Below are 16,127 nucleotides of genomic sequence, written 5' to 3' on the forward strand. Positions count from 1 at the left end.
ATATAAACGGATACAACGTCAATTTACGTAAGGGACCAGGTAGGGACTATCCTGTCATTCGTCAGTTAAATAAACAAGAAGCGTATATGGTATGGGGTGAAAAGGATGATTGGTTACATCTTGGCGGAGAGCAATGGATTCAATATAATCCAGATTACATCCATTATGAAAAGAAGGGCAGGATAGACGCAGTAAAAGGGAAACGAGTGATATCAAAAGTGAATGATCTCCGTTTTTATGCCAAACCTTCTTGGAAGGGTAAGGATGTAGCGGGTACCGTGGATGCAGGATACGGATTTACAATTGAGGAGAAAATAATAGTGGAGGGTTCACCGCAGTATAAGGTTCATAATTCGAAAGGCCAAGTGTTTTATATGACTGCTAGTGAAGTGTGTGTGACGGTAAGGTGAAAATCTAGCTTGCTTATCGATAAAAACGTTGTTTCTTATAACAGTTTACATCATCAACAAATATTAAAACTTTTCTAACGATATATATTGAATATTGTATATCAGGATGATATTATGTGTATGTCACCTTTGGAACTATATAAACAAATCTAGTTTATATAGTTCTGGGGGATGAATTGTTTTACAGGAAAAGGAGAGTGATTTGTAGATGAAATTGAAGTTTAGTAAACATTTGAAAAAAGTTACAGCGCTTAGTGTAGGGTTATTCGCTCTAGGTACATCTATTTCTAGTACTTACGCAGCTGAAGTGAAGGATATTAATGGCTTTACTATAAAAGAGGGATATCTTTATGGAATCAGTCATGCCAATAAAAATCATGCTTGGATGGGATACGATTCTTATGATTCTCGAGATGGTTCTGATTTTTATGATGATCTTGGAAGAGGTAGAAAGGAAAAGCCAGGGTTAGCGTACAAAATTAAGTCGACTAATGTTTCAGCTACAAAAACAGGAAAACCAATTGATAATCAACGCTATTATTATTTAGAGGAATATAGTCAAAATGACAAGGGAGAGTATAATCCGACAGGTCGATGGCTCTATAATGATATGCCCGGCGCAATTAACCCGGTCCGAACATACTTTTTAAGGAGTAAAAGCCCCCTTAAAGGAGGTCCAGCAAATGAATTGAAAATTTCAAATCGAAATGATTCATATGTAGCTCTTGGACATAACAATGAGTTTGATGGTGGCACGGGATTATATACAGCTGGTGAAACAGATGATCGCCCAGAAAACCTGTATGTGAGAGACTTGGCTCCGCCTATATCAGAACCAGGTCGTCGCGATCGAGCACAACGATTTATTTTAGAATCTGTACAGAATGGTTTTGTAAAAAAATCGGGTCAATTACAAAAAAATGGAAGGGACGAACAACGTTGGGAAGAAAAATTGCATGTTGTTCCTGGGAAAACATATACCCTTAAATTTAAGCGATCGGCAGGAATCTCAGTCTACCTTTATAATTTAGAACGTGGTAGAACTTTTGGACCGCTAAGAGCTGAAGAGCGTACAGTGCAATTCGTAGCAGTTGAAAATGAAGTGACAATTGGAGCTGTAGGAACATCTAGTGAGCGAGGAGATTTTGAGATAGAAGTACAGGATTAAAGGGAAAACGAAACTTGTCTTCTCTACATGGTGTAGAACAAAGGTATTTTTACATAGGAAGGCGTTTCATTCATATATCTTAATAGGAATGAAACGCTTTTTTGTTACGCAAAACCTAAATAGAAAAGAGTATATGTGAGCAAAAGGATCAGTTGATGCTTTAGTTCTTTGAGGATACCTGGAGATAATTAGATAATATCGTTGCACGTATTTGGTTGAATATTTTTTGGGAATAAATACAAGTAGATAGGATGGTGTATTCTTGCTACACTTTCAATATCATTTATTGAAACTAAATAAAACTAATATGTTTATTTATTAACGTGATGAAAAAGACATAAAAAACAAGGAGAGAGGAACATGAAAAAATTTATACCGAAAGTTTTGACGACGGCGGCGTTAATTGGTTTGATTGGAGCGCCGATTGTGGGGAGTCCGTTAACGGCTCATGCGGGTGTACATGATGGAGTAAATGAACAAGCAAAAGCAAAAGAAAAGAAAGAGAAAGAGAAAGAAGAAAAAGAAAAGAGAGAGAAAGAAGAAAAAGAAAAGAGAGAGAAAGAAGAAAAAGAAAAGAGAGAGAAAGAAGAAAAAGAAAAGAAAGATGAAACTCCTGAGGATAAAAAAATAAGGGAATTGGAGAAAGAGAAGGATGATGCAATAAATCTCCAAAAGCAATTAGAAGAAAATGAAAACGTTGAAGGTGCGCGAGCTGCTGAGAAAGAAGCAGAGGAGTATCAATCAGAGATTGATAAAATAAAAGAAGCGCAGAAGAAGGTAGAGAATGAAAAAATAATTGATTTTAGTATAGATAAATTTTCGGCGGATGCCTGGGGAAAAGAAGAGTATAAAAAGTGGCAAAAGGGGTTAACTAAAGATCAAAAGAAAGCTGTTATAGATTATACAGGAAATTATTATGGTCTAATAAATAAATATCTTCGACAAAGCTTTGTTTCGCCAGAAGATAAGAAACAAGTAGATGAAAATAAAAAAGATATAGAAAAAATGGTGAAGTTGATAGATGGTGCTTTGAAGAAGAGCAAGACATCAGAAATTATAAATGTGTATCGGCGACTTGGGAGTGATGCGTTTGGATTTAAAGGTGAAGAGTTTGTAAATGGAAATCAACTTCAACGTGAAAAGGTTCAAGAGTTACTTAATAAAGTATTACAAAAAACTGTAAAAGAAGATGGATATATGAGTACATCGTTAGCCCAAGATTCTTCTGACAATCATATAAAATCTTATCCAATTCTTTTAAAATTAAAGATACCTAAAGGTACAAGTGCTGCATATGTGGGTGGGATATCAAAAATGAAAAGTGAGGAAACTGAACTGTTGGTTGCTAGAGGATATTCATATAAAATAACAGATGGGGAAATTATTACACAGGGGGAAAGAGAATATTTACAATTAGAAGGTGTTTTATTACCTAAATCATAAAATACCTGCTTTGTTTGCGATTTGTTAATGATATATTATTTAATTTTAAGGATGGAGTTTTAGGTTTTGTTGAATTGTATAGAGGTAATTTCTATATAAATTTAATTCTTTTTTGAAATGGTTTTATAAATATTTTCAAGTTCAGAATATAATATCTATCCGTGGTACTAGTTGAGTTTCTGTTGTTTCAAAATACCAAAAATGAGTATGTTTCTTCATTGTGAATAGCGCAGAATAGTAGTTTCAATCGGTTTGTTACCTGATATGAAATTGATTTTTGTATAAATTCAAGTGCTTTTATGACATATTTGTTGAACTTACCCTAGTTGTAAACTTAATGGTAGTTAAAATACAAGTTGTGAAAATATGTTAAATATTTCAAGGGTGATATTAAGATGTCGAAGATATAAGCAGTAGGATTTGTATAGAACAGCATTATATTGACCCACTAACTAGAGGGGCGATTCTCAACAAGAATCCCCTCTTTTTTCTTGTATTTGAGCTTGGTAAAAATTCATGTATTATGCTCTGGATAATTATAGATACTTCAATTAGGGTTTTATTCTCAAAAAAAATTTGTGAAAGTATGAATCTCCAAAAAGTACACAACCTATAACTAAAACAAAATGGGAGAACATACAATGAAAAAAGCTATAGCTCATCAAAATCATAGTAATCCTCAAAAAGCAGCATTCATAATTGAAAAAATGTATACAACTCAAGGGTAGTCCCCAGAAGAAATCGCGAAATTGACAGGCCTGACAATTACAGAAGTGTTAATTCAATTAAAGTTAGTTTAGTTATATTTGCGATACTATTCACTTCCACATTTACTCTCCTAACCTCTACGAAAGTCTGTAGCACCACAGACATCTTTAATATAACCCCATCTCATCAGTTTTTTCTGCAGGTATTTTATCAAATATACCTGATAGAAGCGACTTGCTTATTGAACTTGTGGAGGGTATGGTGGAACGGTCTTCTTCTAGCCAATTATAAAATATACCACCATCAGTGCATACAGTTGTCTTACGTTTTTCAAGAATATGCCTCTCTTTAAAATTATCGATGTAATCATAGACCATCTTTTTGAACGTTCTTGTAAAATAACCAATCGGATTGTTCATCAATGTACCGTTATGCTCAAATTTCTGTGTTTTAGCATACAAAGCAACAGAAGCATTCGCAAGAAGGTTGTGAAATACATCAGTATCCGCTAGTAAATTAAATTTCTTAGCAGCCTTCTTCGCAATGTTTCTGGCATTTTGGAATGATTCATTAATAACTTTTGAATCAAATGCAGTAGCTAATTTCATACGCATAGATTGCGGTACACGGTAATCGACGAAATCTTTATCATTTACATGAGATTGAATATCGTCCGCTTTACGTATATGTATATCTTTTATATTTTGTTTTAAAGAAATAGTATTTGTTTTCTTGGTCGGACACTTTTCAGTCATTTCGGTAGGGGTCTTGTCGGACACTTCTTCCACAATTGGTTGAATAATAATCGCATTGGCAGTTTGACGCATATCTTTTTTCCGTTTCATTGCTATTTGATTCACTATTCCTAAATCCACAAGTTTTTTCATGAGACGTTGTACAGTTTTATATGAAACTCCTATCATGTCAGCAATTGAATTTTTGCATAAGAAACTAACGCCTGCATATTTGCAACTGTGGCGTTTTAAAATATCCAATAATGTAAGCAGCTTAGCTTGTACATCGGCACGTGTAACAGACGTTCGAATGACGTCTCTATATGTTCTAACTACTTTGTTTACTTCTTCTACATCAGTAAATGTGGATAAGTTGTGATAGGATTCTTTTTGAGCTATGACATCAATACGTTTCTTCATAATAGTAGGCTCCTTTGTCTAAACAAAAAAGCAACAGAATGCCAAATGTAAGCAAACTGTTGCTAGGAGCCCTTACGTACTGTAAAATAGTGCGTGAGGGTACAGCAAGTGTTTGCCTAGTTGGTGTAGGCGGACGGTTAATAAGGTGGTGGAACACCTTATTAACACGCTGTGCTCTTTTATTTTTTTAGTTTTTATTTCGATTTTTTCGGTAACAGATTTGGTCACAAATAACCAGAAATATGTTGCTATTTATAAAATTGGATATAGTACGAAATTGCGTAATATAGCTGTTTTATGCGGTTTTAAGAAAATAAGGTTTTGTAAGTTATTTATGACGGGATTAAAACCAGATATTCTTGAACCGATGGTAGATTTAATTAAAGAAGTTGAGCCTGGATATAGCGGTATTTTTGCGGTATCAGAAGTGGAAGCGGCCATGCGTGATACTCGTACGAAGAAAACGAAAACAGTATGTACATTTTGTGGTGTAGGTTGTTCGTTTGAAGTGTGGACGAAGGGGCGTAAAATCCTTAAAGTACAGCCATCTTCAGATGCACCAGTTAACGCAATTTCCACTTGTGTAAAAGGGAAATTTGGTTGGGATTTCGTAAATTCTAAAGAACGAATTACAAAACCTTTAATTCGTAAAAATGGAACGTTTGTTGAATCTACATGGGAAGAAGCACTGAATGTAGTTGCAAATAAATTAGGTACTATTAAAGAAGAGTACGGTAAAGATTCTATCGGATTTATTTCTTCCTCTAAAATTACAAATGAAGATAATTATGTAATTCAAAAATTAGCTCGACAAGTATTTGGAACGAATAATATTGATAACTGCTCACGTTATTGCCAATCACCAGCAACGGATGGTTTGTTCCGTACAATTGGTATGGGCGGTGATGCAGGAACGATTAAAGATATTGCGCAATCTGGTCTTGTTATTATTGTAGGATGTAATCCGACAGAAGGTCATCCTGTTTTAGCTACACGTATTAAACGTGCACATAAATTACACGGACAAAAGTTAATTGTAGCTGATCTTCGTAAAACAGAAATGGCAGAGCGATCAGATGTCTTTATTAGTCCAAAACAAGGAACAGATCAAGTTTGGTTAATGGCTGTTACAAAATATATGATTGATCGAGGTTGGCATGATCAGGAATTTATTAATGAGAATGTAAACTTCTTTGAAGATTTCAAAGAAAGTCTAGAAGAATATACACTTGCATATGCAGAAGAAGTAACAGGTATTTCAAAAGAAACACTTATTCAAATGGCTGAAATGATTCGTGATGCAGATGGTACATGTATCCTTTGGGGTATGGGGGTAACGCAAAATACAGGTGGTTCTGATACTTCCGCTGCAATTTCAAACTTACTTCTTGCAACAGGGAACTATCGTCGTCCAGGAGCAGGTGCATACCCACTTCGAGGTCACAATAACGTACAAGGTGCTTGTGATATGGGTACTTTACCAGGATGGCTTCCAGGATATCAGCACGTTACTAACGAAATGGAACGTGCGAAATTTGAAACTGCTTACGGAGTGAAAATTGATAGTGAACCAGGTCTTAATAATATTGAAATGCTTCACGCAATTGACGAAGGAAAAATGAAAGCAATGTATCTTGTCGGAGAAGATATGGCTCTTGTAGATTCTAATGCAAATCATGTACATGAAGTGTTGTCGAGCCTTGATTTCTTCGTTGTGCAAGATGTTTTCCTTTCTAAAACTGCTCAATATGCAGATGTTGTATTACCAGCAGCGCCATCTCTTGAGAAAGAAGGTACTTTCACAAATACAGAGCGCCGTGTCCAAAGATTATATCAAGTTCTTCCTACGCTAGGAGATGCGAAACCAGACTGGTGGATCGTCCAGGAGGTTGCGAATAAACTAGGGGCAAACTGGAATTATAGCCACCCAAGTGAAATCTTTGCTGAAATGGCAAGTTTATCACCATTATTCTCGCAAGCGAACTATGGAGTGCTTGAAGGATGGAACAGTTTCCATTGGGGAAGTTTTGATGGAACCAATACACCACTTCTGTTCCAAGATGGATTTAACTTCCCAGATAAAAAAGCTCGTTTTGCGATTGCTGACTGGGTACGTCCAGCTGAATTTCCAGCTGAGTTCGACCTTCACATTAACAACGGTCGTATGCTTGAGCATTTCCATGAAGGGAATATGACAAATAAATCAACAGGTATTCAAACGAAAGTACCTGGTGTTTTCGTTGAAGTCTCTCCAGACCTTGCAAAAGAACGTGGCGTAAAAACAGGTTCGTTAGTTCGTCTTGTCTCTCCTTTTGGAGCATTAAAATTACGTGCACTCGTTACAGATCGTGTAAAAGCGAATGAGTTATATTTACCGATGAACTCTACAGATAACGAAACGGCAATTAATTTCTTAACAGGTCCTGCTGTGGATGTACGTACGAATACACCTGCGTATAAACAAACGAAAGTGCGTATGGAAGTGTTAGAAGTTGATGGCGAAAATCCGATGCCAAAAGCGAACCCACGCAATAAAAAACGTCACCCTCAAGCTGGAATTGAGGTACATCGTAAGTGGGCACGTCCAGGGTATGTGCATTTAACGGATAAGTAGGAGGAGAAAACTATGGCTGCACCTATAAAAATGATTCAAAAACAAGAATTAACTGAGGAAGAAATAAAACAGCAAAAATTAGATGATTTAAAGGAGCTTTTAACAAATAATGAAGAAGCTCTAAATCAGATGTTTAATATAGTAGGGGAATTAAATGACATTGGAATGCTAGAAGCTGCAAATTCTATGCTGAAAGCGAAAGAACCAATTGCAAAGATTGTTCTAGGTCAAGTAACTCGTGAGCCTGTTACAAATTTAATTAATAATATGATGGGTGCTGCAGGTGCGTTAACTGAACTTGACCCAGAACTTACGAAAAAGCTTATAGGTAGTTTATTAGTCGGGCTAGAAGAAGGTAATGAACATCTAGAAAGTAATAAAAAAGTAGGGGTATTCGATCTTATGAAAGTATTGAAAGACCCAGATATTAACCGCGCTATCGGGTTTGGGCTTCATTTCTTAAAAGGAATGGGGAAAGGGTTAAAAGACGAATAAACTTCATGAAGTGAACCTTTCCGCCCAAATATTTGTAGGAAATAGTTTGGGCGGAAGGCTCATTTTGGTAAAATATATAATAAAGTAAAATGAGGCTTTTGGGAGGTATAATTGTATGTCAAAAAAAGTACATGAATTTAATGATATGATCCGAAAACTTCGAAAGGAACTTTTCGGAAAAGGACCAGAACGAATTCATACTGTTTTTGCGGAAAATATGGCTATAGCGACTCTTTATGGAAACTTAACACCTACTGAAAAATTTATTTCAAGTACGATGGACGGTGCGGAAATGGTTCATATGGCTAGAACGAAAATGATTCAAGAAGTGTATGCTGCGAATTCCCGTGAACATTTGGAGGAACTTGTTGGAGCAAAATTAGTGAATTTGTTTTCAGATATGAAAGTAGAAGAAGATATTGCAGTTTCGGTATTTGTTTTCGATAAAAATATAACGTGAGAGAAGGATACTGATCGTGAAACCGATACAGGTAGAAAGAGAAATCTTTCGTTATGAACAAGGGGCGTTTAAGCATATAGAGGACAGCATTGTAACAGAGTTTCCTGTCACCATTAAAATGAACGGACAGGAGTTTGTTACAATGGTTAGTACTCCAGAATATATAGAAGATATGGTAATAGGCTTCTTGGCGTCTGAAGGAATCATTCGGAAGTATGAAGATATTGATAGCATATGGATGCAGGAGAAAGAAGGATTTGTACATGTAACAACGACAAAAGTAAATCCGTATTATGAACAAATGCAAAATAAACGATATATTACGTCTTGTTGTGGTATGAGTAGGCAAGGGTTTGTTTTTGCTAATGATGCACTAAGTGCAAAAAAAATGAAGGGTGTCCATGTACAGGTTGCGGCAGAGGATTGTTTTCGGTTAATGAAAGAAATGCAGCAATCTGCGGATACGTTTCATCATACTGGCGGGGTTCATAATGCAGCTTTATGTGATGTGAATGGTATTATTTTAAGCCGAATGGATATTGGTAGGCATAATGCACTAGACAAAATTTACGGTTATTGTTTAAGAAACGATATTTCTATAAAAGATAAAATCATTGTTTTTAGTGGTCGTATTTCTTCGGAAATATTATTGAAAGTTGCAAAAATCGGTTGTGAAATTATACTATCAAAATCAGCTCCAACTGAGTTAGCTTTGCAACTAGCGGAAGATTTAGGTATTACGACAATAGGGTTTATTCGTAATCACTCCTTAAATGTATATACCCATCCAGAACGTGTTTTAAATATAAAATAAAAGTGAGGCAATGAAGATGAAATCAGTTACATTAGACAAGTTGCAACGTCCGTTAAAGGATTTACGTATTTCAGTTACTGATCGCTGTAATTTTCGCTGCCGATATTGTATGCCAGAAGAAATATTTGGTCCTGATTACTCGTTTTTGTCTAATGATAAAATTTTATCTTTTGATGAAATTGAAAGGATAACACGTATTTTTGTTTCTTTAGGTGTAAGAAAGTTACGAATTACGGGCGGAGAACCGTTACTTCGAAGAGGTCTTCCAAAGCTTATTGAGCGCCTTAATAAAATTGATGGTGTAGAAGATATCGGTTTAACAACCAATGGATCGTTACTTAAAAAGTTTGCTCCTGATTTATATAAGGTGGGACTATCACGTGTAACAGTTAGCTTAGATTCCTTGGAAGAAGATCGGTTTTTCTATTTAAATGGTAATAGGAGCAAAGTGCAAAGGGTTCTGGAAGGAATACAGGCTGCTGCTGAAGTTGGTATGAAAATTAAAATAAATATGGTCGTTCAAAAAGGGAAAAATGAACAAGATATTTTGCAGATGGCGCAATACTTTAAAGAAAATAAGCATATTCTTCGGTTTATTGAGTATATGGATGTTGGGAATTATAATGGCTGGGAGTTAGGTGAAGTTATTTCCAAACAAGAAATAGTAGATACGATTCATCAAGTTATGCCGTTAGAACGGATAGAAGCAAATTATTCTGGTGAAGTGGCTACTAGGTATCGTTATATAGGAAGCGATGAGGAAATAGGTATTATTTCATCAGTAACAGATTCTTTTTGCTCATCATGTACGAGAGCTCGTATTTCTGCAGAAGGAAAATTATATACTTGCTTATTTGCTTCTAAAGGAAATGATTTAAGAGAATTGCTTCGTTCTGAACATACAGATGAGGACATTACAGATGTAGTACGCGATATATGGAATAATAGGGAAGATCGTTATTCAGATGAACGCTTAAATCATACAAATAAGAAAGCAATACCTAAAATTGAAATGTCACATATCGGTGGTTAATATATAAAGCTAGCTTCATAGTGAAAAATGGAAAATTTACAAGAGTTGTGGATTTTCTATTTTATAGTAAAAGTGATGATTGATATCTCTGTAAAAGATGTGCAGAGAAATTAAGCAGCATTCAAAAACCTTTATTTGAGGAGGTTTTTTGAAGCTGCTTTTTTATTTGGAGAAAATGGAGGAATGGGTAATGGCATTTCATAAGCCGGAACAAATTGCTGAGCTTGTCATTGAGGCCGGTGTTCAAAAAGTAAGACAGACATTGCCAGCGATGCTTATTCTCGGTTTTTTAGGAGGAGCGTTTATTGCGATAGGTTTTTTACTTAACATTCGAGTTTTAGGGAATTTACCTGAGCGCTGGGGAAGTCTAGTGAATGTTTTAGGAGGAGCAGTATTTCCTGTTGGACTCATGCTCGTAGTATTAGCAGGAGGAGAATTAATTACGGGAAATATGATGTCACTGTCTATGGCGCTTTATGCAAAGAAAATTACATTGATAAGTGTACTGAATAACTGGGTTTGGATTACTCTCATGAATTTTATTGGGGCAATTTTCGTTGCGTATTGCTTTGGGCATCTTGGCGGATTAACAGAGGGAGAGTATTTAAATAAAACGGTAGCGATAGCGGAAGGGAAGTTACATGAATCATTTGGGAGAACTTTAATTTTAGCAATTGGTTGTAATTGGCTCGTTTGTCTTGCTCTTTGGCTCGCTTACGGGACGAGTGATTTTGTCGGAAAAATCATCGGAATTTGGATTCCAATTATGGCATTTGTAGTGATTGGATTTCAGCAAGTAGTAGCAAATATGTTTGTCATTTCCGCTGTTATTTTTGCTGGTCATCTAACGTGGATGGATTTGGCTAAAAATTTTGTTCCTGTTTTTATCGGAAATGTAATTGGAGGAGCTGGGTTTGTTGGTTTTGCTTACTTTGCTTGTTATCAGAAACAACATTCTAATATGAAATAGAGTTCTTGAGAGGAAGGGTATGTAATGGCTGATCGGTATTCACGACAACAGTTGTTCAAACCAATTGGGAGTAAAGGACAAGAAAAAATTCGAAATAAACATGTGTTAATTGTAGGGGCAGGCGCATTAGGAAGTGCAAGTGCCGAAAGTTTCGTACGTGCAGGTGTTGGCAAGTTGACGATTATTGATCGTGACTACGTTGAATGGAGTAATTTACAAAGGCAACAATTGTACTCTGAACAAGATGCGAGAGAGAAAATGCCGAAAGCAATTGCTGCAAAAAATCGGTTAGAACAAATTAATTCGGAAGTACAAATACATGCTTTCGTAATGGATGCAACTTCAGAAAATATGGAAGGTCTATTAAAAAATGTAGATGTAATCATTGATGCAACAGATAATTTTGATATTCGATTTGTAATAAATGATTTATCACAAAAACATAATATTCCTTGGGTATATGGTTCTTGCGTTGGATCGTATGGTATGAGTTATACAATTATTCCGCAAGAGACACCGTGTTTACATTGTATGCTGAAAAATATTCCTGTTACAGGTGTGACATGTGATACCGCTGGAATTATTAGCCCGACTGTTCAAATCGTCGCAGCATATCAAGTGGCAGAAGCACTCAAAATTTTAGTGGAAGATTTCTCAGCAATTAGAAAAACATTTTTCATGTTTGATATATGGAGTAATCAAAATCATTTTATAAAATTAGGGAAAATAAAAACAGACACTTGTCTCTCATGCGGTTTGAATCGAACTTATCCTTATTTATCATACGAAAATCAAACGAAAGCAGCTGTTTTATGCGGAAGAAATACAGTTCAAATTAGAACAGTAGACAATAGGAAATACAATTTTGATGATATAGAAAAAGTATTACAAAAACTGGGGAAAGTAGATCGGAATCCGTATTTACTATCTTGCCAATTCGATGATTACCGCGTGGTTGTTTTTCGAGATGGTCGTGTTTTTATTCATGGTACAAATGATATTTCGAAAGCGAAACAACTATATTATCGCGTATTCGGTTAATAGAGAGGGTGTCAACAATGGAAAGAAGAGTGCCAATTACGGTTGAAGAAGCTGTTCGTAAAGTGATAGGATTTGCTGATAAAGGCTTAAAGGAGCTATTACCAATTGAATTAGCTTATGGACGTATATTAGCAGAGGATTTAGTAGCTGACCATGATGTACCGTCATTTAATCGTTCGCCGTATGACGGATTTGCTATTCGAGCAGAAGATACTAATTTAGCAAGTTATGAAACGCCAATTGTATTTGAAGTAGTGGGTGAAATTGGTGCAGGATCGCTATTCCATGAGAAAGTAGGTCCGTTTCAAGCAGTTCGAATTATGACGGGAGCACAAATTCCGAATGAGTGTGATGCGGTTGTTATGTTAGAGCTGACTCGTCAATATGAGAAGAATGGCAACAATTATATGGAAGTGAAGCGATCATTCAAAACGGGCGACAATATTTCTTTTCAAGGTGAAGATGCTCGTAAAGGAACGGTTCTTGCAAAGAAAGGATCGTACATTAATCCAGGTATTTCAGCTCTTCTTGCTACATTCGGTTATAGTGAAGTGCCAGTTGCGAGAAAGCCTGTAATTGGACTGTTAGCGACTGGGAGTGAATTGCTTGATGTCGATGATTCATTACAGCCAGGGAAAATCCGAAACAGTAATACGTATATGATATTGTCTCAAATTCGAAGAGCGGGCGGCAGAGTAAAATATTTTGGGAGGTTTAGTGATGATTTTAATACGTGTTTTACAGCTGTGAAAGAAGCGCTTGGCCAAGTAGATATGTTAATTACAACGGGCGGTGTATCTGTAGGAGATTATGATTATTTACCAGCTATTTACGAAAAGTTAGGTGCATCTGTTCTTTTTAATAAAGTTGCAATGCGACCAGGAAGTGTTACGACTGTAGCACAATTAAATGGCAAGTTATTATTTGGTTTATCAGGAAATCCATCAGCTTGTTACGTAGGGTTTGAATTATTCGTAAGACCGTGTATTCGGACGTATATGTTTAGTGAAAAAGTACATTTAAAAAGAGAAAAAGCGTTATTAGGAGAAGATTTTCTAAAACCGAATCCATTTACAAGATTTGTACGAGCAAAATTGCAATATGATGAGGGGAAATTAATCGCTTATCCATCAGGGTTTGATAAATCTAGCTCAGTTTCTTCATTGGCAGAATCAAATGCGTTTATCGTATTGCCGGGCGGGACAAGAGGATATAAAAAAGATATGTTTGTTGATGTTCTATTATTAGAAGATAACGAAGGTAGTGAATGGCCTTGGACATTTCATAAAGTGAGAGGTGGTTCTAATGAGACAAGCGCTATTTGAAATTGTAGATAATCCGATTTTAGTTGAAGAAGTAACGAATAAAGTCGCAAGAAGGGAAGCAGGTGCGATTACAACATTCATTGGTACGGTGAGAGAATTAACAAAAGGAAAACGAACGCTACATTTAGAGTATGAAGCATATAAACCGATGGCAGTAAAACAACTTATGAGAATTGGTGAAGAGATTAGTGAAAGATGGCCGGATGCAAAAGTAGCAATTACGCACCGTGTAGGGCGGCTAGAAATAATGGATATTGCGGTAGTCATTGCAGTTTCATCACCGCATCGTAAAGTAGCTTATGAAGCGAATGAGTACGCGATTGAACGTATAAAACGAATTGTTCCAATTTGGAAAAAAGAATTTTGGGAAGATGGAACGATGTGGATTGGAGATCAACTTGAAAACACACCATATCCAGAAGGAAAACCAAAGAAGGAAGAATGAGAAAATGATTACAATTTTATTATTTGCAAATCTGCGTGAGGAAGTTGGATCGGATCGATTAGTAATTTCAGAAAAGCAAGAAATGACAGTGCAGCAATTAAAAGAATGGCTCAAAGTCAGCTATTGTTTACAATCGCTGGATAAAGTGATGGTGGCTGTTAATGAGGAGTTTGTAATGAATGAAGAGATGATAAAGGCTGGAGATATAGTCGCATTAATCCCGCCCGTTAGCGGCGGGTAATAAGCTTTTTCACCAGATGAAGCGCCAAGAAGATGTTGTATATAAATTAGAATAAGAGAAGGGATGAGTTCCATGCTTACTCAAGAACAAATAATGAATGCATTAAAACATGTAGAGGACCCAGAGTTACACAAAAGTGTTGTAGAATTAAATATGGTTAGAAATGTACAAATGAACGGAACAGAGGTTAAACTTGAAGTAGTACTAACAATCCAAGGTTGTCCGTTAAAAGCAAAAATTCAACAAGATATTGAAGAATCACTTCACGCAATTGGTGCTTCTAAAGTGGATGTAACATTTGGTTCTATGACACAAGAAGAACGTGCAGCTTTAACAGAGAAGTTAAAGAAAAATACTAGAACAGAAACTGGTATGCCGAGTATGCTTCGCCCGGAGTCAGGAGTACGTTTTATTACTGTAACGAGCGGAAAAGGCGGAGTTGGAAAATCAACGGTGACAATTAATCTTGCAACTGCACTAGCTCGTATGGGGAAAAAAGTGGGGATATTAGATGCGGATATATATGGTTTTAGTATTCCAGCTATGATGGAAACGAATACGAAACCAACGATGATTGATCAAACGGCAATTCCAGTCATTAGTCACGGTGTTAAAATCATGTCGATGGGATTTTTTACAGAAGGAAATAACCCAGTTATGTGGCGCGGTCCGATGCTAAATAAATGGATTCAAAATTTCCTTGCGAATACGCACTGGGGAGAATTAGATTATTTATTACTTGATTTACCACCAGGTACAGGAGATGTTGCGATTGATGTTGCAGCGATGATTCCGCAAGCGAAAGAAATAATTGTTACAACTCCGCACAATGTAGCTTCATTCGTTGCTTCAAGAGTCGGTGTAATGGCAAAGCATACGAAACACGAGATTTTAGGTATTGTGGAAAACATGGCTTATTATGAAGAACAAGATGGATCGAAAAATTATCTGTTCGGAAAAGGCGGCGGCGAAATGTTAGCAGAACAATTGCAAACAGAAGTGATTGCGCAAATACCTTTTGCAAAACGAGAAGAAAATAACGGTTCATCTGTATATGATGAAGACTCTCTTGTAGGAGAAGTGTTTACATCGTTAGCGGAGGATATTATTTATAAAGGATAGAGGGGGAAGTTTAGTATGGCGTGTAATATAGATCATTCTATTGAAGATGTAATGAATAAGCTCGAAAGTCAAAAGAATTCTTTACCTGAAGGGATCTTTAAAGAGTTAAAGAGTTTTTTACAAGGTAATCATTCGCAGAAATTATTAAATGATATTTTTCACCTTCTAAAAAAGTATGATTTAGTCAGTGAGGAAGAACGAGAGACGAGAAACGCACAATTATTGCACATTTTGAATTAAGTACTTTTTGGCTTTAGAATTTTTTCAGAAGGGGTGAATGTGATGGATATGAAAAAGATGATTGAAACGATAGAAGTAACTAGAGTGACTGACGAGGAATTATCGATTTCGAATTTACATCCAAAGCTTGTGAAGTTGTATAGTCAAAAAGATAGTACAGAGTATACGAAGCTATTAAAATATATTTTATCATTATCCGTGCAGTTGAAGCTGAATCTCGTATTGAAATATTTTGGTGTGCGTCCGATTGTTGCTGCAGACGAGCGTATGCAATTTCAAGAGATATTTAAATGCTTAGCTAAGAAAGATGAGAATGGGGAATGGTTTCTAAATTTGGTTTCTTTATATGTAGGGCTAATTGTAGTTCTTCATTTTGAGGAGAAAGTGATTGAGAGCAGTTTTTTTGATGATATGGTAGTGGGTGAATGTAATGAAATATAAGAT

General features: G+C 36.0%; 16 protein-coding genes and 1 pseudogene. 16 read left to right on the top strand and 1 reads right to left on the bottom strand.

Features of this window, described 5'->3' with window-relative positions; genetic code table 11:
• From ATL10_RS31415 to ATL10_RS26630, 3 genes are all read left to right on the top strand, one after another.
• Positions 1–410, top strand: a 410-nt coding sequence (locus ATL10_RS31415) for an SH3 domain-containing protein (protein ID WP_181419347.1), incomplete at its 5' end; no start/stop codon positions are given.
• Between the two features lie 208 nt (positions 411–618).
• Positions 619–1,578, top strand: coding sequence for a hypothetical protein (locus ATL10_RS26625; protein WP_110497837.1), 960 nt, complete (start codon positions 619–621; stop codon positions 1,576–1,578).
• Between the two features lie 360 nt (positions 1,579–1,938).
• Positions 1,939–3,021: an ADP-ribosyltransferase gene (locus ATL10_RS26630; RefSeq protein WP_110497839.1), complete on the top strand. Its 1,083-nt coding sequence runs from the start codon at positions 1,939–1,941 to the stop codon at positions 3,019–3,021.
• 875 nt (positions 3,022–3,896) lie between these two features.
• Here the strand turns inward: ATL10_RS26630 and ATL10_RS26635 are convergent.
• Positions 3,897–4,883, bottom strand: coding sequence for a Fic family protein (locus ATL10_RS26635; RefSeq protein WP_110497841.1), 987 nt, complete (start codon positions 4,881–4,883; stop codon positions 3,897–3,899).
• A 331-nt stretch (positions 4,884–5,214) separates the two neighbouring features.
• Here ATL10_RS26635 and fdhF point away from each other — a divergent pair.
• The 13 genes and pseudogenes from fdhF to ATL10_RS26705 form a co-directional block, all read left to right on the top strand.
• Positions 5,215–7,497: pseudogene (gene fdhF, locus ATL10_RS26640) on the top strand (formate dehydrogenase subunit alpha); the annotation flags it as partial.
• 12 nt (positions 7,498–7,509) lie between these two features.
• A complete protein-coding gene (locus ATL10_RS26645; protein ID WP_000729897.1) occupies positions 7,510–7,992 on the top strand; it encodes a helical membrane plugin domain-containing protein in 483 nt (160 codons plus the stop codon).
• Positions 7,993–8,107: 115 nt separating this feature from the next.
• Positions 8,108–8,452, top strand: a complete 345-nt coding sequence (locus tag ATL10_RS26650; protein WP_000039582.1) for a Na-translocating system protein MpsC family protein — start codon at positions 8,108–8,110, stop codon at positions 8,450–8,452.
• A gap of 16 nt (positions 8,453–8,468) precedes the next feature.
• On the top strand, positions 8,469–9,266 hold the full coding sequence (gene fdhD / locus ATL10_RS26655; RefSeq protein WP_063548306.1) for a formate dehydrogenase accessory sulfurtransferase FdhD: 798 nt from the start codon (positions 8,469–8,471) through the stop codon (positions 9,264–9,266).
• Positions 9,267–9,282: 16 nt separating this feature from the next.
• A complete protein-coding gene (moaA, locus tag ATL10_RS26660) occupies positions 9,283–10,299 on the top strand; it encodes a GTP 3',8-cyclase MoaA (RefSeq protein ID WP_090977416.1) in 1,017 nt (338 codons plus the stop codon).
• A 190-nt stretch (positions 10,300–10,489) separates the two neighbouring features.
• Entirely contained in the window at positions 10,490–11,269 is a 780-nt protein-coding gene (locus ATL10_RS26670) for a formate channel (RefSeq protein ID WP_000863998.1), read from the top strand.
• Positions 11,270–11,293: 24 nt separating this feature from the next.
• Positions 11,294–12,310 (top strand): molybdopterin-synthase adenylyltransferase MoeB, encoded by a 1,017-nt coding sequence (locus ATL10_RS26675; RefSeq protein WP_000785264.1) that lies wholly within the window; start codon positions 11,294–11,296, stop codon positions 12,308–12,310.
• 17 nt (positions 12,311–12,327) lie between these two features.
• On the top strand, positions 12,328–13,635 hold the full coding sequence (locus ATL10_RS26680) for a molybdopterin molybdotransferase MoeA (RefSeq protein ID WP_090977418.1): 1,308 nt from the start codon (positions 12,328–12,330) through the stop codon (positions 13,633–13,635).
• A complete protein-coding gene (gene moaE / locus ATL10_RS26685; protein WP_001248111.1) occupies positions 13,616–14,080 on the top strand; it encodes a molybdopterin synthase catalytic subunit MoaE in 465 nt (154 codons plus the stop codon). Before ATL10_RS26680 ends, moaE begins: the two co-directional genes overlap by 20 nt.
• Before the next feature lie 4 nt (positions 14,081–14,084).
• Positions 14,085–14,321, top strand: coding sequence for a molybdopterin converting factor subunit 1 (gene moaD, locus ATL10_RS26690; RefSeq protein ID WP_000628502.1), 237 nt, complete (start codon positions 14,085–14,087; stop codon positions 14,319–14,321).
• 72 nt (positions 14,322–14,393) lie between these two features.
• Entirely contained in the window at positions 14,394–15,443 is a 1,050-nt protein-coding gene (locus tag ATL10_RS26695; protein ID WP_090977420.1) for a P-loop NTPase, read from the top strand.
• 15 nt (positions 15,444–15,458) lie between these two features.
• A complete protein-coding gene (locus ATL10_RS26700) occupies positions 15,459–15,683 on the top strand; it encodes a hypothetical protein (protein WP_000752378.1) in 225 nt (74 codons plus the stop codon).
• A gap of 42 nt (positions 15,684–15,725) precedes the next feature.
• On the top strand, positions 15,726–16,124 hold the full coding sequence (locus tag ATL10_RS26705; RefSeq protein WP_000367304.1) for a hypothetical protein: 399 nt from the start codon (positions 15,726–15,728) through the stop codon (positions 16,122–16,124).
• Positions 16,125–16,127: the final 3 nt, after the last annotated feature.

It is taken from the genome of Bacillus sp. 196mf, from assembly GCF_003217275.1.
GTDB lineage: Bacteria > Bacillota > Bacilli > Bacillales > Bacillaceae_G > Bacillus_A > Bacillus_A thuringiensis_S.

Coding starts and splice junctions, on each gene's coding strand:
- ATL10_RS26625 (WP_110497837.1), top strand. CDS start 619: ATGAAATTGAAGTTTAGTAAACATTTGAAAAAAGTTACAGCGCTTAGT.
- ATL10_RS26700 (WP_000752378.1), top strand. CDS start 15,459: ATGGCGTGTAATATAGATCATTCTATTGAAGATGTAATGAATAAGCTC.
- ATL10_RS26670 (WP_000863998.1), top strand. CDS start 10,490: ATGGCATTTCATAAGCCGGAACAAATTGCTGAGCTTGTCATTGAGGCC.
- ATL10_RS26645 (WP_000729897.1), top strand. CDS start 7,510: ATGGCTGCACCTATAAAAATGATTCAAAAACAAGAATTAACTGAGGAA.
- ATL10_RS26675 (WP_000785264.1), top strand. CDS start 11,294: ATGGCTGATCGGTATTCACGACAACAGTTGTTCAAACCAATTGGGAGT.
- ATL10_RS26705 (WP_000367304.1), top strand. CDS start 15,726: ATGGATATGAAAAAGATGATTGAAACGATAGAAGTAACTAGAGTGACT.
- ATL10_RS26650 (WP_000039582.1), top strand. CDS start 8,108: ATGTCAAAAAAAGTACATGAATTTAATGATATGATCCGAAAACTTCGA.
- moaE (WP_001248111.1), top strand. CDS start 13,616: ATGAGACAAGCGCTATTTGAAATTGTAGATAATCCGATTTTAGTTGAA.
- ATL10_RS26695 (WP_090977420.1), top strand. CDS start 14,394: ATGCTTACTCAAGAACAAATAATGAATGCATTAAAACATGTAGAGGAC.
- ATL10_RS26630 (WP_110497839.1), top strand. CDS start 1,939: ATGAAAAAATTTATACCGAAAGTTTTGACGACGGCGGCGTTAATTGGT.
- moaA (WP_090977416.1), top strand. CDS start 9,283: ATGAAATCAGTTACATTAGACAAGTTGCAACGTCCGTTAAAGGATTTA.
- ATL10_RS26635 (WP_110497841.1), bottom strand. CDS start 4,883: ATGAAGAAACGTATTGATGTCATAGCTCAAAAAGAATCCTATCACAAC.
- ATL10_RS26680 (WP_090977418.1), top strand. CDS start 12,328: ATGGAAAGAAGAGTGCCAATTACGGTTGAAGAAGCTGTTCGTAAAGTG.
- moaD (WP_000628502.1), top strand. CDS start 14,085: ATGATTACAATTTTATTATTTGCAAATCTGCGTGAGGAAGTTGGATCG.